This is a genomic window from Buttiauxella noackiae ATCC 51607, from assembly GCF_001654865.1.
GTDB classification, from domain to species: Bacteria; Pseudomonadota; Gammaproteobacteria; order Enterobacterales; family Enterobacteriaceae; genus Buttiauxella; species Buttiauxella noackiae.
This window is the reverse complement of sequence record NZ_LXEO01000025.1, coordinates 94,912-111,858: the sequence shown is the minus strand read 5'-3', so window position 1 is coordinate 111,858 and position 16,947 is coordinate 94,912. Positions and strand designations below refer to the sequence as shown.

At 51.4% G+C, this 16,947-nt stretch carries 13 protein-coding genes; 9 read left to right on the top strand and 4 right to left on the bottom strand.

The genetic code is table 11. The features are described 5' to 3' along the window. Positions 1–171: 171 nt before the first annotated feature. Positions 172–1,392, top strand: a complete 1,221-nt coding sequence (locus M979_RS10350; RefSeq protein WP_064554882.1) for an MFS transporter — start codon at positions 172–174, stop codon at positions 1,390–1,392. Positions 1,393–1,500: 108 nt separating this feature from the next. On the opposite strand, the gene metG is transcribed toward M979_RS10350, so the two are convergent. Further along, entirely contained in the window at positions 1,501–3,534 is a 2,034-nt protein-coding gene (gene metG, locus M979_RS10345; RefSeq protein ID WP_034458581.1) for a methionine--tRNA ligase, read from the bottom strand. 163 nt (positions 3,535–3,697) lie between these two features. Here metG and apbC point away from each other — a divergent pair, with 163 nt between their 5' ends. From apbC to M979_RS10325, 4 genes are all read left to right on the top strand, one after another. After that, positions 3,698–4,810 carry an iron-sulfur cluster carrier protein ApbC gene (gene apbC / locus M979_RS10340; RefSeq protein ID WP_034458580.1) on the top strand — a complete coding sequence of 371 codons (1,113 nt, stop codon included), beginning with the start codon at positions 3,698–3,700 and terminating at the stop codon, positions 4,808–4,810. Between the two features lie 166 nt (positions 4,811–4,976). Further along, entirely contained in the window at positions 4,977–6,665 is a 1,689-nt protein-coding gene (locus M979_RS10335; RefSeq protein WP_034458578.1) for a sensor histidine kinase, read from the top strand. Next, a complete protein-coding gene (gene btsR / locus M979_RS10330) occupies positions 6,659–7,387 on the top strand; it encodes a two-component system response regulator BtsR (protein ID WP_064554881.1) in 729 nt (242 codons plus the stop codon). Before M979_RS10335 ends, btsR begins: the two co-directional genes overlap by 7 nt. Positions 7,388–7,458: 71 nt before the next feature. Then, on the top strand, positions 7,459–7,929 hold the full coding sequence (locus tag M979_RS10325) for a YehS family protein (protein ID WP_034458574.1): 471 nt from the start codon (positions 7,459–7,461) through the stop codon (positions 7,927–7,929). A 43-nt stretch (positions 7,930–7,972) separates the two neighbouring features. Here M979_RS10325 and M979_RS10320 read toward each other — a convergent pair whose 3' ends face one another. Together M979_RS10320 and M979_RS10315 are read right to left on the bottom strand one after the other, a co-directional pair. Then, positions 7,973–8,941, bottom strand: a complete 969-nt coding sequence (locus M979_RS10320) for an XdhC family protein (RefSeq protein WP_064554880.1) — start codon at positions 8,939–8,941, stop codon at positions 7,973–7,975. 2 nt (positions 8,942–8,943) lie between these two features. Then, on the bottom strand, positions 8,944–9,516 hold the full coding sequence (locus M979_RS10315) for a nucleotidyltransferase family protein (RefSeq protein WP_064554879.1): 573 nt from the start codon (positions 9,514–9,516) through the stop codon (positions 8,944–8,946). A gap of 202 nt (positions 9,517–9,718) precedes the next feature. On the opposite strand from M979_RS10315, the gene M979_RS10310 reads away from it, so the two are divergent. The 4 genes from M979_RS10310 to M979_RS10295 all read left to right on the top strand — a co-directional run bounded on the left by M979_RS10310 (position 9,719) and on the right by M979_RS10295 (position 16,322). Beyond that, entirely contained in the window at positions 9,719–12,508 is a 2,790-nt protein-coding gene (locus M979_RS10310) for a xanthine dehydrogenase family protein molybdopterin-binding subunit (protein ID WP_064554878.1), read from the top strand. After that, entirely contained in the window at positions 12,505–13,059 is a 555-nt protein-coding gene (locus M979_RS10305) for a (2Fe-2S)-binding protein (RefSeq protein WP_034458566.1), read from the top strand. Before M979_RS10310 ends, M979_RS10305 begins: the two co-directional genes overlap by 4 nt. Next, positions 13,056–14,297, top strand: a complete 1,242-nt coding sequence (locus tag M979_RS10300; protein ID WP_064554877.1) for a cytochrome c — start codon at positions 13,056–13,058, stop codon at positions 14,295–14,297. Before M979_RS10305 ends, M979_RS10300 begins: the two co-directional genes overlap by 4 nt. 225 nt (positions 14,298–14,522) lie before the next feature. Next, positions 14,523–16,322, top strand: coding sequence for a carbon starvation CstA family protein (locus M979_RS10295; protein ID WP_034458562.1), 1,800 nt, complete (start codon positions 14,523–14,525; stop codon positions 16,320–16,322). 42 nt (positions 16,323–16,364) lie between these two features. On the opposite strand, the gene M979_RS10290 is transcribed toward M979_RS10295, so the two are convergent. Then, entirely contained in the window at positions 16,365–16,856 is a 492-nt protein-coding gene (locus tag M979_RS10290; RefSeq protein WP_064554876.1) for a hypothetical protein, read from the bottom strand. Positions 16,857–16,947 lie beyond the last annotated feature (91 nt).

Sequence of the window (16,947 nt, the reverse complement as noted above, 5' to 3'; positions counted from 1 at the left end):
GGAAATGATGCCGTACACCCTGCATCGTGACCATAGGACGACAGCCTACTTTGAGCTTCTTAAGAAAACCTTAAACAACCGAACGATTGCTCTGCTTAAATAACAATTCACTATCTACCGCGAAGGCAATTTATTACACTTCCTGCGTTTTTCTTCTCTCTTGAGTTACTCATGCAAAATAATAAACGACTGGGTCGCCAGGCACTGCTATTCCCGCTGTGCCTGGTGCTCTATGAATTTTCTACGTATATCGGCAACGACATGATCCAGCCAGGCATGCTGGCGGTTGTCGAACAATACAACGCGGGAATCGAATGGGTACCGACCTCCATGACCGCGTATCTGGCGGGAGGTATGTTCTTGCAGTGGCTGTTGGGGCCATTGTCGGATCGTATTGGCCGCCGTCCGGTGATGTTGACCGGCGTGGTGTGGTTTATCGTGACTTGTCTCGCAACACTTCTGGCACAAAACATTGAGCAGTTCACTATCCTGCGTTTCTTGCAGGGCGTTAGCCTGTGCTTTATTGGCGCGGTCGGTTACGCGGCAATTCAGGAGTCTTTCGAAGAGGCGGTGTGTATCAAAATCACCGCGTTGATGGCGAACGTTGCGCTGATTGCACCATTGCTCGGCCCGTTGGTTGGGGCTGCATGGATTCACTACGCGCCGTGGGAAACGATGTTTGTGTTGTTCGCGGCACTGGCAGCTTTCTCATTCTTCGGTCTGCATCGTGCGATGCCGGAAACTGCAACGCGTTTAGGCGAAAAGCTCTCACTGCGCGATTTAGGTCATGACTACAAGCTGGTGCTTAAGAACGTTCGCTTTGTTGCCGGATCGCTGGCCATTGGTTTTGTTAGCTTGCCGATTCTGACATGGATTGCGCAATCGCCGATTATCATCATTAGTGGTGAAAAGCTTTCAACCTATGAATATGGATTGCTGCAGGTCCCCATTTTTGGTGCGCTGATTATGGGTAACCTGGTACTGGCACGTTTAACGTCTCGTCGTAGTGTACGCTCGCTGATTATTCTTGGCGGCTGGTGGATTGTACCTGGACTGGTTGTTGCCGCCGTGGCGACCGTGGCTTCTTCACATGCTTATTTGTGGATGACGGCCGGGTTGAGTATCTACGCATTTGGTATTGGCCTTGCTAACGCAGGCCTGGTGCGGCTGACATTGTTTGCGAGCGATATGAGCAAAGGCACTGTTTCAGCGGCGATGGGAATGTTACAGATGCTTATTTTCACCATCGGCATTGAAGTCAGTAAACATGCTTATCTGCTTGGTGGTAATGGCTGGTTTAGCCTGCTGAATTTGCTGGGCGGAGTTATCTGGCTGGGTTTAATGTTTGTATTCTTGAAAGATAAAAGTGTGGGTAATCGGACGGACATCTAGCTTTATCTGTTGGATGACGCTTCGCTTATCCAACCTACAACTTATCCCCCTATCACAAGCAAAAAAATACCCCGGCATGCCGGGGTATTCTCTTTTATTGATATGCGATTACTTAACCGCCATACCTGCCTGAGCACCGCTATCAGGGCTTAACAGGAAGATATCTTTCCCGCCAGGGCCTGCAGCCATCACCATCCCTTCAGAGATGCCGAAACGCATTTTACGCGGTGCCAGGTTGGCCACCATAATGGTCAAACGGCCTTCCAGTGCGGCTGGGTCCGGGTAAGCAGAACGAATACCGGAGAATACGTTACGTTTCTCACCGCCAAGATCCAGCGTCAGGCGCAGCAGTTTGTCGGAGCCTTCAACAAATTCAGCTTTCTCAATCAGCGCCACACGCAGATCCACTTTTGCGAAATCATCGAATGCGATGGTTTCACCAATCGGGTCATCAGCCAGTGGGCCAGTTACCGGAGCAGCTGCCGCTTTCACTTCTTCTTTCGACGCTTCAACCAGCGCTTCAACCTGTTTCATTTCAATGCGGTTGTACAGCGCTTTGAAAGTATTCACTTTATGGTTCAGCAGCGGGGTGTTAATGCTGTCCCAGGTCAGCTCGCAGTTCAGGAAGGCTTCTGTACGTTCAGCAAGCGTTGGCAGAACCGGTTTCAGCCAGGTCATCAGTACACGGAACAGGTTGATACCCATGGTGCAGATGGCTTGCAGGTCGGCATCGCGGCCTTCCTGTTTTGCCACAACCCATGGAGCCTGCTCATCAACATAACGGTTTGCAACGTCAGCCAGCGCCATAATTTCACGCACGGCTTTACCGAATTCACGGCTTTCCCAGGCTTCACCAATTGACTGTGCTGCATCGGTAAAGGTTTTGTACAGTGCTGGGTCAGCAATTTCAGCAGACAGTTGGCCATCAAAACGCTTGGCGATAAAGCCTGCGTTGCGTGATGCCAGGTTAACCACTTTGTTGACGATGTCGCTGTTCACACGCTGCACGAAATCTTCCAGATTCAGGTCGATATCGTCGATACGGGAAGATAGCTTCGCGGTGTAGTAGTAACGCAGGCTGTCGGCGTCAAAGTGGTTCAGCCAGGTGCTGGCCTTAATGAACGTACCGCGCGATTTAGACATCTTCGCGCCGTTTACCGTCACATAGCCGTGAACAAACAGGTTGGTTGGCTTGCGGAAACCGCTGCCTTCCAGCATGGCTGGCCAGAACAGGCTATGGAAATAAACGATATCTTTACCGATGAAGTGATACAGCTCAGCGGTGGAATCTTGCTTCCAGTATTCGTCAAAGCTCTCGGTGTCTCCGCGTTTGTCGCACAGGTTTTTGAATGAACCCATGTAGCCGATTGGCGCGTCGAGCCAGACGTAGAAGTATTTGCCCGGTGCATCAGGAATTTCGAAGCCGAAGTATGGCGCATCGCGAGAAATATCCCACTGTTGCAAACCAGACTCGAACCACTCCTGCATTTTGTTCGCCACTTGCTCTTGTAGCGCACCAGAACGAGTCCAGGCTTGCAGCATTTCGCTAAACGATGGCAAATCAAAGAAGAAGTGCTCGGAATCACGCATCACCGGCGTTGCGCCAGAAACCACAGACTGCGGGTTAATCAGTTCGGTTGGGCTGTAAGTTGCGCCACAAACTTCGCAGTTATCGCCGTATTGGTCCGGTGCTTTACATTTCGGGCAGGTGCCTTTTACAAAACGGTCAGGCAGGAACATGCCTTTTTCCGGGTCGAAAAGCTGAGAAATAGTACGGTTTTTAATAAAACCGTTCTCTTTCAGACGGCCATAAATCAGCGATGCCAGCTCGCGGTTTTCGTCGCTATGCGTGGAGTGGTAGTTATCATAGCTGATGTTAAAGCCAGCAAAATCAGTCTGATGCTCCTGACTCATTTCGGCAATCATCTGCTCTGGTGTAATACCTAACTGCTGTGCTTTCAGCATGATAGGTGTACCGTGTGCATCGTCCGCGCAGATGAAGTTGACCGTGTTTCCGCGCATTCGTTGGTAACGGACCCAGACGTCAGCCTGGATGTGCTCCAGCATGTGACCAAGGTGGATTGAGCCGTTAGCGTACGGAAGTGCGCACGTTACCAATAATTTTTTCGCGGTATGAGCCATAGTAGAAATTGCATCTTCTAAATAGAAAAGGGCCTTAGATGTTAACTGAGAGCCGCCTTGTGGTAAACCACACAAGCTGAACAAGGAAATTTTATCGTGCCGGATGGCATCTGGTATGCTTAACAAACTGCATCATCTGTTAAAAAAACAATAAGGAGCCGGGATGAATTCGCAATCCCCGTCAAGTCGTTCCCCCGAGCAGCTACGCGCTATGGTCGCCGGGACACTGGCCAATTTTCAGCACCCAACCCTCAAACATAATCTGACCGCGCTTAAAGCACTGCATCATGTCGCAATGTTAGACGACACGCTGCATGTTGAGCTGTTGATGCCATTCGTTTGGCGCAGTGGTTTTGAAGCCCTGCAAGAGCAGTGCAGTTCGGATTTGTTGCGCATTACTGGGGCGAAAGCGGTGGACTGGAAACTCAGCCACAACATTGCCACCTTAAAGCGTGTGAAAAATCACCCCGGCATTAACGGTGTGAAAAACATTATTGCGGTGACTTCAGGCAAAGGCGGTGTTGGCAAGTCGAGTACTGCTGTGAACCTGGCACTGGCGCTCATCGCCGAAGGGGCGAAAGTCGGGATTCTGGATGCGGATATTTATGGCCCGTCTATCCCAACGATGCTGGGGGCAGAACACGAACGCCCAACTTCACCTGACGGCACGCATATGACCCCAATTCTGGCGCATGGCCTGGCGACCAATTCAATTGGTTATCTGGTCACTGATGAAAACGCCATGGTGTGGCGCGGCCCGATGGCCAGCAAGGCACTGTTGCAGATGCTGCAAGAAACCATGTGGCCGGATCTCGATTATCTGGTGCTGGATATGCCGCCGGGCACCGGTGACATTCAACTGACGCTTGCGCAGAATATTCCAGTAACGGGTGCTGTTGTGGTGACCACGCCGCAAGATATTGCATTGATCGACGCCCGTAAAGGCATCGTGATGTTTGAGAAAGTCGATGTGCCAGTGCTGGGTATCGTTGAAAACATGAGCATGCATATTTGCAGCAACTGTGGTCACAATGAGCCAATTTTCGGCACTGGCGGGGCGCAGAAACTGGCGGATCAATACCACACCAAATTACTGGGCCAGTTGCCGTTGCACATTACTTTGCGTGAAGATCTTGATGCCGGTAAGCCAACGGTGATCAATCGTCCGGAAAGCGAGTTCACCGCGATCTACCGTCAACTGGCGGGTAGCGTCGCAGCGCAGCTTTACTGGGAAGGTGAAGTGATCCCTGCGGATATCTCGTTCCGCGCCGTGTAAATCAATATGTCGGGTGGGGTTTACGCCTGCCCGACAAACACACCCCCATCCTTGTCCTAATTTCTGCTTTCATCCCCACTAAATCAAAAATTATTGAAACCCTTCAAAGAAAGTTAAGCCGCCAACGTGTATGTTACGCCGCCTCTGAGACTCAATGGCGAGCGCAATGTACGAGTTTAACCTGGTGTTACTGCTCCTTCAGCAGATGTGCGTCTACCTGGTTATCGCCTGGTTGATGAGTAAAACTCGGCTGTTTATCCCGCTGATGCAGGTCACAGTACGTTTACCGCACAAATTACTTTGCTACGTTACTTTCTCTATCTTTTGCATTATGGGCACCTATTTTGGCCTGCACATTGACGACTCCATCGCCAATACACGTGCGATTGGCGCGGTAATGGGTGGGCTGCTCGGTGGGCCGCTGGTTGGCGGGCTGGTGGGTTTAACCGGCGGGTTGCATCGGTATTCAATGGGGGGAATGACGGCGCTAAGTTGCATGTTTTCCACCATTGTTGAAGGGCTGCTTGGCGGGCTGTTGCACCGTTTGTTGATTCGTCGTGGGCGTAGCGATTTGCTGTTTAATCCCTTGACCGCAGGTGGCATTACGCTGCTGGCGGAATTCTTCCAGATGGGCATTATCTTGCTGATTGCTCGCCCGTTTGCTGATGCGTTGAATCTGGTGAAAAGCATCGCTGCTCCGATGATGATTACCAACACCGTGGGTGCCGCGTTATTTATGCGTATCTTGCTCGATAAGCGAGCGATGTTTGAGAAATACACTTCGGCATTCTCGGCAACCGCATTAAAAGTCGCGGCCTCCACAGAAGGGATTCTGCGCCGGGGTTTTAACCAGGAAAACAGTATGAAAGTGGCGCAGGTACTCCATCTGGAGCTGGATATCGGAGCCGTTGCTATTACCGATTGCGAGAAGCTGCTGGCGTTTACCGGAATCGGTGCCGACCACCATTTACCAGGTAGCCCAATCTCTTCTGAATATACCTGGCAGGCAATTGAACGCGGTGAAGTGGTATATGCCGACGGCAATGAAGTGCCTTACCGTTGTTCGCTGCACCCGCATTGCAAACTGGGTTCGACGCTTGTTATCCCACTTTACGGTGAAAATAGCCGCGTGATTGGCACGATCAAACTGTATGAAGCAAAGAACCGCTTGTTTAGCTCGATTAACCGCACGCTGGGTGAAGGCATCGCGCAGCTTCTCTCTGCGCAAATCTTAGCGGGGCAATATGAACGACAAAAGCAGATGCTGACGCAGTCAGAGATCAAGCTTTTGCACGCGCAGGTGAACCCGCATTTTCTGTTTAATGCATTGAATACGCTGGTGGCTGTTATCCGTCGGGATAATGAACAGGCATGTCAACTGGTGCAATATCTCTCGACCTTCTTTCGCAAAAACTTAAAGCGCCCAAGCGAGATAGTGACTCTTGCCGATGAAATTGAGCATGTGAATGCTTATCTGCAAATCGAACAGGCGCGTTTTCAGTCACGATTACGCGTGCAACTGAATGTGCCTCAGGAGCTGTCGCAAGTGCAGTTACCGGCTTTCACGCTACAACCCATTGTTGAAAACGCCATCAAGCATGGCACTTCGCAGTTGCTTGGTGTCGGGGAGGTGACGATTAATGCCTGCCAGAATGGGGAGTATTTGCAGCTTTCTATTGAAGACAACGCAGGTTTATATCAGGAAAAAAACACATCCAGCGGGCTTGGGATGAGTCTTGTTGATAAACGTCTGCGCGCCCGTTACGGCGATGCCTGCGGTATTAAAGTGGATTATGAGTCAGACCGATTTACCCGTATTACCCTACGTTTACCTCTGGAGGAAACCCCATGTTAAAAGTGCTGATTGTCGATGATGAACCGCTGGCGCGTGAGAATTTACGCATCATGCTGCAAAACGAACCAGACATTGACATCGTGGGGGAGTGTGGCAATGCGGTGGAAGCCATTGGCGCGGTGCATCGCTTGCATCCGGACGTGGTGTTTCTTGATATTCAGATGCCGCGCATCAGTGGGCTGGAAATGGTAAGCATGCTTGATCCTGAACAGCGCCCCTACATCGTATTTCTTACCGCCTTTGACGAGTACGCGGTGCGGGCTTTTGAAGAACATGCGTTCGACTATTTACTTAAACCAATTGACAGCAAACGGCTTGAGAAAACCCTACAACGTTTGCGCCATGAGCGCGTCGATCAGGATATGACACTGCTTGAGCCAAACCAGGAAGATCTTAAATTCATTCCTTGTACCGGGCAGAGCCGGATTTACCTGCTACAAATGGAAGAGGTGATGTACGCCAGCAGCCGTATGAGCGGGGTATATGTCACCAATGCGCAGGGAACTGAAGGTTTTACTGAGCTGACGTTGCGCACGCTTGAAAGCCGCACGCCGCTGGTTCGCTGCCATCGACAATACCTGGTCAATATGGTGCATCTCAAAGAGATCCGCTTTGAGGATGGCGGGCAAGCCGAGTTGATGCTGCGCGACGGGCAGTCTGTCCCGGTAAGTCGTCGCTACTTGAAGAGTCTCAAAGAGGCTTTAGGGCTTAAAGCGGTGTAGTATTTATGTCATTACCGCCACATCCCTATATACTGCCCGCTTTCAAGATTTGGAACGAGAGAATCACCACTATGATGAATAACGATGTATTACGCAGCGTGCGTTACATGCTGAATTTGGGCAATGACGATATGGTGAAAATTTTCGCCCTGACCGACACTGCCGTTACCACTGAGCAAATTGTTAGCTGGACTAAAAAAGAAGACGAAGAGAACTTCAAACTTTGCCCTGACATTCTGATGGCCAACTTCCTTAACGGGCTGATCTATTTCAAACGTGGCAAAGACGAAAGCAAGCCTGCGCCAAAAATTGAACGCAAGATGACCAATAACATCATCCTGAAAAAACTGCGTATTGCGTTTGATTTGAAAACCGACGACGTGCTGGAAATTCTGACCTCACAAGAATTCCGTATCTCTATGCCAGAAATCACCGCGATGATGCGCGCACCAGAGAATAAAAACTTCCGCGAATGTGGTGACCAGTTCCTGCGTTATTTCCTGCGCGGTTTGACTTCACGCGTACACGTAGCGAAGAAGTAAGATTTATTGCGGTGGATGTCGCTTGCGCACATCCACCCAAAAATTATCCCCGCGCTTCATTCTTCTGCTTCACAATATCTGCCATCACCGCCAGCGCAATTTCTGCAGGAGTTTTGCTCCCCAATGGTAAGCCTATAGGGGCATGGATGCGTTGTAACTGAGTCGGGTTTAATTCCGCTATTTTCTGCAATCGTTCCAGCCTTCGCGCGCTGTTCTTCTGCGAACCCATCGCGCCAATATAAAATGCAGGCGTGTTCACCGCCTCCATCATTGTCAGGTCATCCATCCGCGGATCGTGCGTGAGCGCGACAATCGCCGTATTGGCGTGGCAACTATGTTGCTCAAGATAATTTGCCGGGAACTGCCTGAGCAGAGTAATACCTGGTTTAAGTTGGGCGGCGAAATTCTCTAAGGCGTCGGGTCGATTCTCACAAACCAACACTTCAAAACCCAGCGCACTGGCAAAATCGGCGCAGTACAACGCAACGCTTGAGAGCCCGGCAATCAGTAAACGCGGTGCGGCGGCAACATGCACCGTAATCTGCTGCCCGTTGCGTTCAACCTGAGTGATATCGGCAAATTCGGTAACTTCCAGGTGGCGGCAAGGCTCGGGAAGCGTCAGGCGTTTCTGCAAGGCAAAATGACCATTCAGTGCAGCGGCCATCTTTTCCAGATACATAATATTGCCAGGGGTGGCAGGGAGATATTCGACCAAAATATCCAGCACGCCACCGCACGGCAGCGCAATACCCGGCTCCAGCCCACCTTCGCCATAACGTACAATCTGGCTGGCTTGCTGGTATTCACCTTGCGCAATCCGTTGTAAAAAATCCTCTTCTACACAGCCCCCGGAAAGTGAACCGCAAAAGCGATTGTCGGCTGTTGCCACCATTAACGCTCCAGGTGAGCGGGGTGAAGAACCGTAGGTATTTAAAACCGTACATAACCAGACGGGTCGTTGTTCCAGCCATTCATGAGCCTGGTTAATCACACTAATATCAAGGTGTTGCATGATTATTCACTCCTTTGAACCAGTTGTGATGGGAGATCAATATCGCGCTGGGAATCGGCATCTTCAATTTCGATGAGGTGCACTGACTCGCCACGTAACAATTCACGCGCGCCGTTGTCACCGTTTAACTGACTGAGTTTGCTATACCACTTACGGTCGAAGGCCACCGGATGCCCCGGCTGCGTGCTAACGCATGGTCGCACCAGCGTGTGAGATTTCAGTGCCTCTGCCACCGCCACAAACACCGCCGGTGGAACAAAAGGCATATCCGCCAGATGAATCAGCCAGGCTTGCCAGTTCGACGTTGCGCGAACACCGGCAGCGATTGACTCACCCAATCCAGAACTTTCAATCAGTGTGACGGGAATCTGCTGCGCGCGGCACAACGCTTGAACCTGGCTGTTTTCCGGGCGCGTCACGACATGCACTTGCAGGCCGGAAGTCAGCGCATTACATAGCGTTTGCGCAAACACGCTGCTGTTGTTGAGCAACGCGTTAAGTTTATTGCCTTCGCCGCCCGCTTCTGTGAAGCGTTTTGCACAGCCTGCGGCGGCAATAATGATGCCCGCTTTCATGTTCAGGGGGATTCCTCACTGCCTTCTTGATTACGCAATATGATGAGTAATTTGCGCAACAATGTTTTTTTTATGAAAATGAGATGTTAATTCTCACATGATTTAGCTTAAATATATATACTTATATTCACTACGGAAATGTATAAAATCTACGCATAATTGTTTGAAAAAAAGACAATAATAATTTTAAATGGGATGTTTTATGAGCAATTTTAATCCATCACGGCGCAGTTTTATTAAACGCGCGGTGGTCGCCGGAGTCGCGGTGTATCTTGCCCCTCTCTATAGCCGTGCTTATGCCGCGCTGTTTGAACAAAAAATCCTTCACTCACCGAACTGGGATGCCAAAAACAAGCGCATCCGTTTCCGAATCGACGGCAAATCAAAAGTGATGGGGCAGAAAGTCTTTGCCCGCGATATTCGCGCGGTAGACATGCCTCACTGGCCGCAGAAACAGGCTCACGCCTTTATTCTGCGCACCACAAAAGCCGACAGGCTATTTAGCGGTATCGATCTTTCTTTATTGGGTGATAACCTGAAACCGGATCGCATCGTCACCGCCGAAGATCTGGCGCGTGATGGCCTGGCATTCCCGGCGTTCTACGGCGAAGACATGCTGCTGCCAACCGGTAAAACGCCGGCCTATCTCGGCCAGGCGGTTGCCATTCTGATTTACCACGATTTTGCCCGTTTCCGCTTTGCCAAAGATAAACTGAAATTTAAAGACGAAGTGATTCAGTACGGTGCGCAAACCGGCCCGCTGGAGCGTGACCCGTGGGGCACCTTCCGCTTTGTGCGCGTCGGCGGCGCGACGTCACAAGACGACGATCATTTCTCCAGCCTGAAAGACATGCCGATTTTCCCGGTGTCGATGAGAAAGCATTTGCCCGTTTGGCCTGAAGGGCGCGAAGGCGGCAAGCTGGATCAGGAAGGTATGTATTACGCAGGCATGATTGCCGATGAACTTAAGAACCCGCCGGAAGACTGGCTGGTGCTTCAACGCCGCTACACCACACAATCTATCGACACCGCTGCCCTTGAGCCGGATAACGCCAACGGCTGGTTCGATGAAGCCACGCAAACGCTACATATGGTGGTGCCGACGCAGTCCCCGCAGGAAGTGGCTGACGAAATGCCGCGTATGCTGGCAAAACGCACGCAGCCGGTAAAACAACTTATTCTCCATCCATGTTACACCGTGGGTTATGGCTCCAAAGATCACTACAACTTCCCGTATTATGGCGCGGTTGCCGCGATGTATGGCGACGGTCACCCGGTGCGCCTGGCGAACGACCGTTACGAGCAGTTCCAGAGCGCACTCAAACGCCATGCGTTCGACATGAATTACACCATTGCGGTAAATAAAAAGACCGGCATCCTGCAATCATTTTTAGGTGATATGACCGCTAACGGCGGCGGACGCAGCAACTTTACCCCGTCGGTTTCAATGGTGGGCGCAACGGCTGCACAATCCATTTATTACTTCCCGAAAAGCGATTTGTCGGCAGTCGGTGTGGCGTCCCGCGCTATCGATGCGGGTTCAGCTCGCGGTTACGGCACGCTGCAAAGTATGGCCGCCACCGAAATGATGGTGGATGAAATTGCTGAAAAGCTGGGAATTGACCCGATTGAATTCCGTATGCGCAACGCGCTGAAATCAGGCATGAAAAACACCCAGGGTGCGATTCCTGCTGGTGCGATACGTGTAGATGAAGTGCTGGCGAAAGCGGCGAAAAATGAAATCTGGCTCAAACGTGCTGAACGTAAAGCCGAATTTGAAATGAAAAACCCAGGTAAGCGTTACGGTGTGGGCTTTGGCTGCGTGCAAAAAGACTTTGGTACCGGTGCTGAAACCTCCTTTGCGCGTGTGGAAGTGGCGGCTGACGGGCGTATTTCGCTGTACCACAGCGGTGCTGAAATGGGCACTGGTATGTCAACATCACAATCGGTGCTCTGTGCACAATGGTTGGGTAGACCGGCAGACGAAGCGCATTTCTCCGTCACCGACTGGAGTTCTCTGCCAGTTGTTACCAGCGGCGACCCGTACATTATGTCTCAGGAAGAGCAGGACAAACTGGCTGCTAATCCATCCTGGTCTCCGTCGTACTGCTCGCCATCAAGTGCCAGTAACTCGGCGTATTACTTCTCACACAGCACGCGCGAAGCGGCACGTTTAGTGTTTGAACAAGGCTTATGGCCGGCGGCAATGGCTATCTGGTCCACCGGCATCGGTGGTGGCCAGGCTGCACCGCTGGTGGTGCGCATTGAAGATGCTCGTTGGGTGGAAGGTGGTTTAACCGCTGCTGGTATGGAAATTTTAAGCCTTGAACAGGTGGCGAAAAAAGCCCATGAAATGGGGTTAATGACTGGCGCCGCAGTCCATGTCTTTAACCGCTGGCAGTGGGCGGAAGCCGATTTCACCTTTAACCAGCAAAGCAAACGCCTGCCGATTGATGCCCTGGCGGTGCGCTACGGCAATGGTGATTTCGCCACACTTTCGCGCACACATGTTTATTACCCGCCAACGCAGCGCAACAATGCTGCGGTGACCTACTACAGCGCCGTCGGCACGCTGGCGGAAGTAGCGGTAAGCCTCTCCACCGGCGAAGTGGAACTGCTCAACCATCACTCAATTATGGAGTGCGGCAATTTAATTGTACCGGAACTGGTCTCCGGGCAGCTGCAAGGCGGCCTGGCGATGGGTATCGGCCATGCGTTACATGAATATTTACCTCTCTACGAAGACGGACCCGGTAACGGAACATGGAACTTCAACCGTTATCACCTGCCGCGTGCCAGTGATGTGGCAGTCTGGAAACAGACTGGCGATATCCTGCCCGCGCTTTCGGAAACCGACCCACCAAAAGGCATGGCTGAAGTCGTGATGATCCCGGTTGTTGCCGCGATTGTGAATGCGATTGCTGATGCCACAGGCCATCGTTTCCGTGATTTGCCCGTCCGTGCTGAAAAAATTCGTGAGGTATTACCATGAGCATCAAAACTAAACCAATGACCCTGACCATCAATAACAAACCGTATGGCCCAATTGATGTGCCAGAAGGGTTGATGATGATCGATTTCCTGCACGAATATGTCTATCTGACTGGATCACGTCTGGGCTGCGGGCAGGGCATTTGCCACGCGTGTGTAGCGATTGTTGATAACCCAAGCGGCACCAGTGAAGAAGTGCGCACCTGCATCACCGGAGCTCATTTCTTTAACGGTAAAAAAGTCCGCACCGTTGAAGGCCACGCTAAAGTCGATGATCAGGGCGAAGTGGTTGAACTGTCGCCCATTCAGCAGTCATTCCTCGACCACTACAGCTTTCAGTGCGGCTACTGCACGCCGGGCTTTGTGAACGCAGCGACGATTTTCGTTGAGAAACTCAAACGTGAGCCTATCGAACGTGACGAATTAGAAGGGGCGATTTCACATGCGCTGGAAAATCACATTTGCCGCTGCACAGGCTACGTGCGTTATTACGAAGCGGTGCGCGACGTGGTGCTGAAAACACCGGGGCTGGTGAAGGAGGCGGTGAAATGAAAAAGCGTCTCGCGCTGATTGTGCTGGCTATTGTGGTCATCATTGTCGCCATTTTGTACTGGCGAGAATACCGCACGTATGACGGGCCGGTGCAAAAAGTAACCGCCAGCAAGGAGCAAATCGAACGCGGCAGTTATCTGACAAAAGCTGCCGACTGTGCAGCTTGCCACACAGCTTCTGGCGGTGCTCCGCTGGCGGGGGGCTATCCGCTGGAATCCCCATATGGCACGATTTACGGCAGCAACCTGACGCCTTCTGCCGATTACGGTATTGGCCGCTGGACGAAAGATGATTTCTACAAAGCGCTGACCGAAGGCGTTACCCCAACCGGGCGTCACCTGTTCCCGGCCATGCCGTACACCTCGTATAAAAATATTTCGCGCAAGGATTCCGACGATATTTATGCTTATCTCATGACGCGACCGGCAGTAGATGTTAAGACGCCTGATAACGAAATGAGTTTCCCGTTTAACCAGCGTATCGCATTGATTGGCTGGAATATTATGTTCCATGACAAAGATCCGCTTCCGGCGATTTCTACCGGCAACTCAGCCGACTGGCATCGTGGGCGTTACCTGGCTGATGTGCTTGGGCACTGTGGCGAATGCCATACTGAACGCGGGTTATTGGGTCAAATGAAGCTCGATAAAGCGATGCAGGGCGGGGAGTTAGGGCGCTTTATGGCACCTGACATCACACCAAAAGCGTTAGCGCAACGTGGTTGGACGCCGCAGGATGTACAGCAATTCCTTACCACTGGAATTGCACCGCAGGGCAGCGCGTTTAGCGAAATGCATATGGTGGTTGATCTGAGTACTCAGCATCTGACGCCTGCCGATCAAAAAGCGATGGCGACATATTTGATGGGCGAAGCACCTCCGGCGGCAACCCCAGCGAAACTCGGCCAGGGTAACGAAGCCGGGCGAATGACATATCTTGACCAGTGTGCTGGTTGTCATGCTCGCGAAGGTGAGGGCAAACCGCACGTTGCAGTGTCGATGCTGAACAACGCAACGCTGCGCCAACCGGATGCTAAAAACCTGATTGTTTCGGTACTTGATGGCCTACCTGCGCAGAACTTCCCGAATGGAGAAAGTATGCAAAGCATGCCGGGCTTTGGCGAGCGTCTGAACGACGAACAAGTGGCCGAACTGGTGAATTACCTGCGCGTAACATGGGGTGGTTTACCGGGGGATGTGACAGCCGAGCAGGTGAAAGCGCTGCGTCCAGAGAAGTAATGTAATGCGGCGGATGGCGCTTTCGCTTATCCGCCCTACATTCAGTTGCCGTAGATCGGGTAAGGCGTAAGCCTCTACCCGATATTTTGAAAAGTAAAACCGCTCACCCCAGCAATCGAACCGCTTAACTCCCCATTTAACCGCTCACTAAAACTCCCACCTGTTGCTTCTTAAACCCATGCCAGCATAGCGCTGAACTTTTTATCTTTGGCAATGGAGTGGGTTATGCAACACGCACTAACTTTTGTTATCGCGACTTTGTGTATTCTGACCATCTGTTATCGTCTTTACGGGGTGTTTTTCGTCCGTAAAGTTCTGAATGCTGATGACTCAGAAATCACACCGTCACATATTCTTGAGGACGGCAAAGACTACGTCCCGACAAAAAAATGGGTTAACTTCGGCAGCCACTTTGCTGCAATCGCGGCGGCGGGGCCGTTAGTCGGCCCGGTTCTGGCGGCACAATACGGTTATCTGCCGAGCTTCTTATGGTTGCTTATCGGTTGTGTGGTGGGCGGCGCGGTGCATGACACCGTGGTGCTTTTCGCCTCGATGAAACACCGCGGGAAGTCACTCTCAGAAGTGGCAAAAGCGGAGCTTGGCCCGGTGGCAGGCTGGTGTACCGGGCTTGCGATGCTGTTCATCATCACCATTACCATGGCGGGTTTGTCGATGGTGGTAGTGCATGCACTCGAACGTAACCCATGGGGTACTTTCGCGGTGTTTATGACTATTCCTGTGGCGATTTGCGTCGGGCTTTGGGAGCGTTATACCGGCAGTATGCGTGGTGCGACCTGGGTGGGGATTATTGTTATTTTCGCTTGCGTGATAATTGGCCCGTATATTCAGGAATCTTCATTTGGTGAGTGGCTGAGCCTGCGTGCCTCAACAGTAAGCCTGGTCCTGCCTTTCTACGCATTCTTTGCCACCGCGCTGCCTGTCTGGATGCTGCTGACACCACGTGGTTATCTCTCAAGCTTTATGAAAATCGGCGTGTTCGGTGCGCTGGTCGTGGGTGTGGTTTTCATTAACCCGGAAATTCAGTTCCCGGCGGTAACGCAGTTTATCCATGGTAATGGCCCTGTGCTGGCAGGTCCGGTGTGGCCGTTTATCTCTATCACCATCGCCTGCGGCGCAATTTCCGGTTTCCATGCATTTATCGGTTCCGGTACGACGCCTAAGCAAATCGACAAATGGAACGATATTCTGCCCGTTGCTTTTGGTGCGATGCTTGCGGAATGTGTTGTCGGCGTGATGGCGCTCATCGCTGCCACCTCGTTACATCCTGCTGACTACTTTGCCATTAACTCCTCGCGTGAAGTGTTTGCTGGCCTTGGTATGGATGTGGTGAATTTGCCGCAACTTAGCGAATCTATCGGTCTTGACCTCTATGGGCGTACTGGTGGGGCGGTAACACTTGCTGTTGGTATGGCCGATATCTTTACGCGTATTCCGTGGTTCAGCCACCTGGCATCCTACTTCTTCCAGTTTGTAGTAATGTTTGAAGCGGTATTTATTCTGACAGCCGTAGACTCCGGTACTCGCGTTGCGCGTTACTTGCTGCAAGATTTCCTCGGCGATATTTGGCCTCCGCTCAAACGCACTAACTGGATGCCTGGTGCCATTGGTTGCAGTATCGTCGCTTGTCTATTGTGGGGCTATCTGCTGAACTCAGGCGATATCAACTCAGTGTGGGCATTGTTTGGCGTATCTAACCAGCTAATGGCTTCAATCGGTCTGATGATTGGTGCAACCATTATTCTGCGTATGTCAGAAAAACGCTGGTACGTGCTGACCTGCCTGGTGCCACTGTCTTATCTGTATGTGACGGTAAACTACGCAGCTTACTGGATGGTGAAAAACGTCTATTTCAACAGTGCAGCCAAAGGCTTCAACATCTTCAACGGGACGATTTCAATAGTGATGGTGCTGTTGGGGCTGGTGATTATGGTGGCGTCGATTCAACGCTGGTTTGTGCTATGGCGCGCTCGCGGGAATGATGAGCCGATTGAATTGCTGTCGTAATTATCGATGTTCTGAAAGCCGGTCCTCCGTGACCGGTTTTTTTTATTCTACTGTTACAGAAGAAACGTAATCTGCACGGTACTGAATTTTTACACGTTTGCCGTCGCGGGTATATTCGGTGTACGGGTAAACCTCTTTCCAGCCTTCAGCCAGCAATTTCTTTTCTACGCCAGAGGTGTTCAGGCCTTTAAGATCCTGAGCTTTCAACGCTTGTTTGCTGTTGGTTGTTGCAGTGCTTGCAGCTTGTACAAGCGCACCATGCGCATGTTGTTTAGCCCATTCAGCGGAAACCTGGTTTTCTGAACGGGTAAAGCTCAGGGTATAACCCGCGCCTTTCCACTCAGCGAAATCAGGATTGTTGATAGTGCGGGTAGCTTTCTTACCGTTGATGGTGACCTGGTTATTTTTTACTGCCACTTTTACTGGAGCGCCTGCGCCTTGCCAGTTGCCGTTGGACAGATCCAGCGCCATTGCTGCCGGGGATAATACTAAACCGCCCACCAGGGCTGCTACGATTACGCTGATTTTGCTCATCATTAACTCTCTTATTGAATAATTACCTTCACACTATTCACTGATTGTGAATATACGAAGTGGAATATCTACGGAGCGAGATAATGCGACC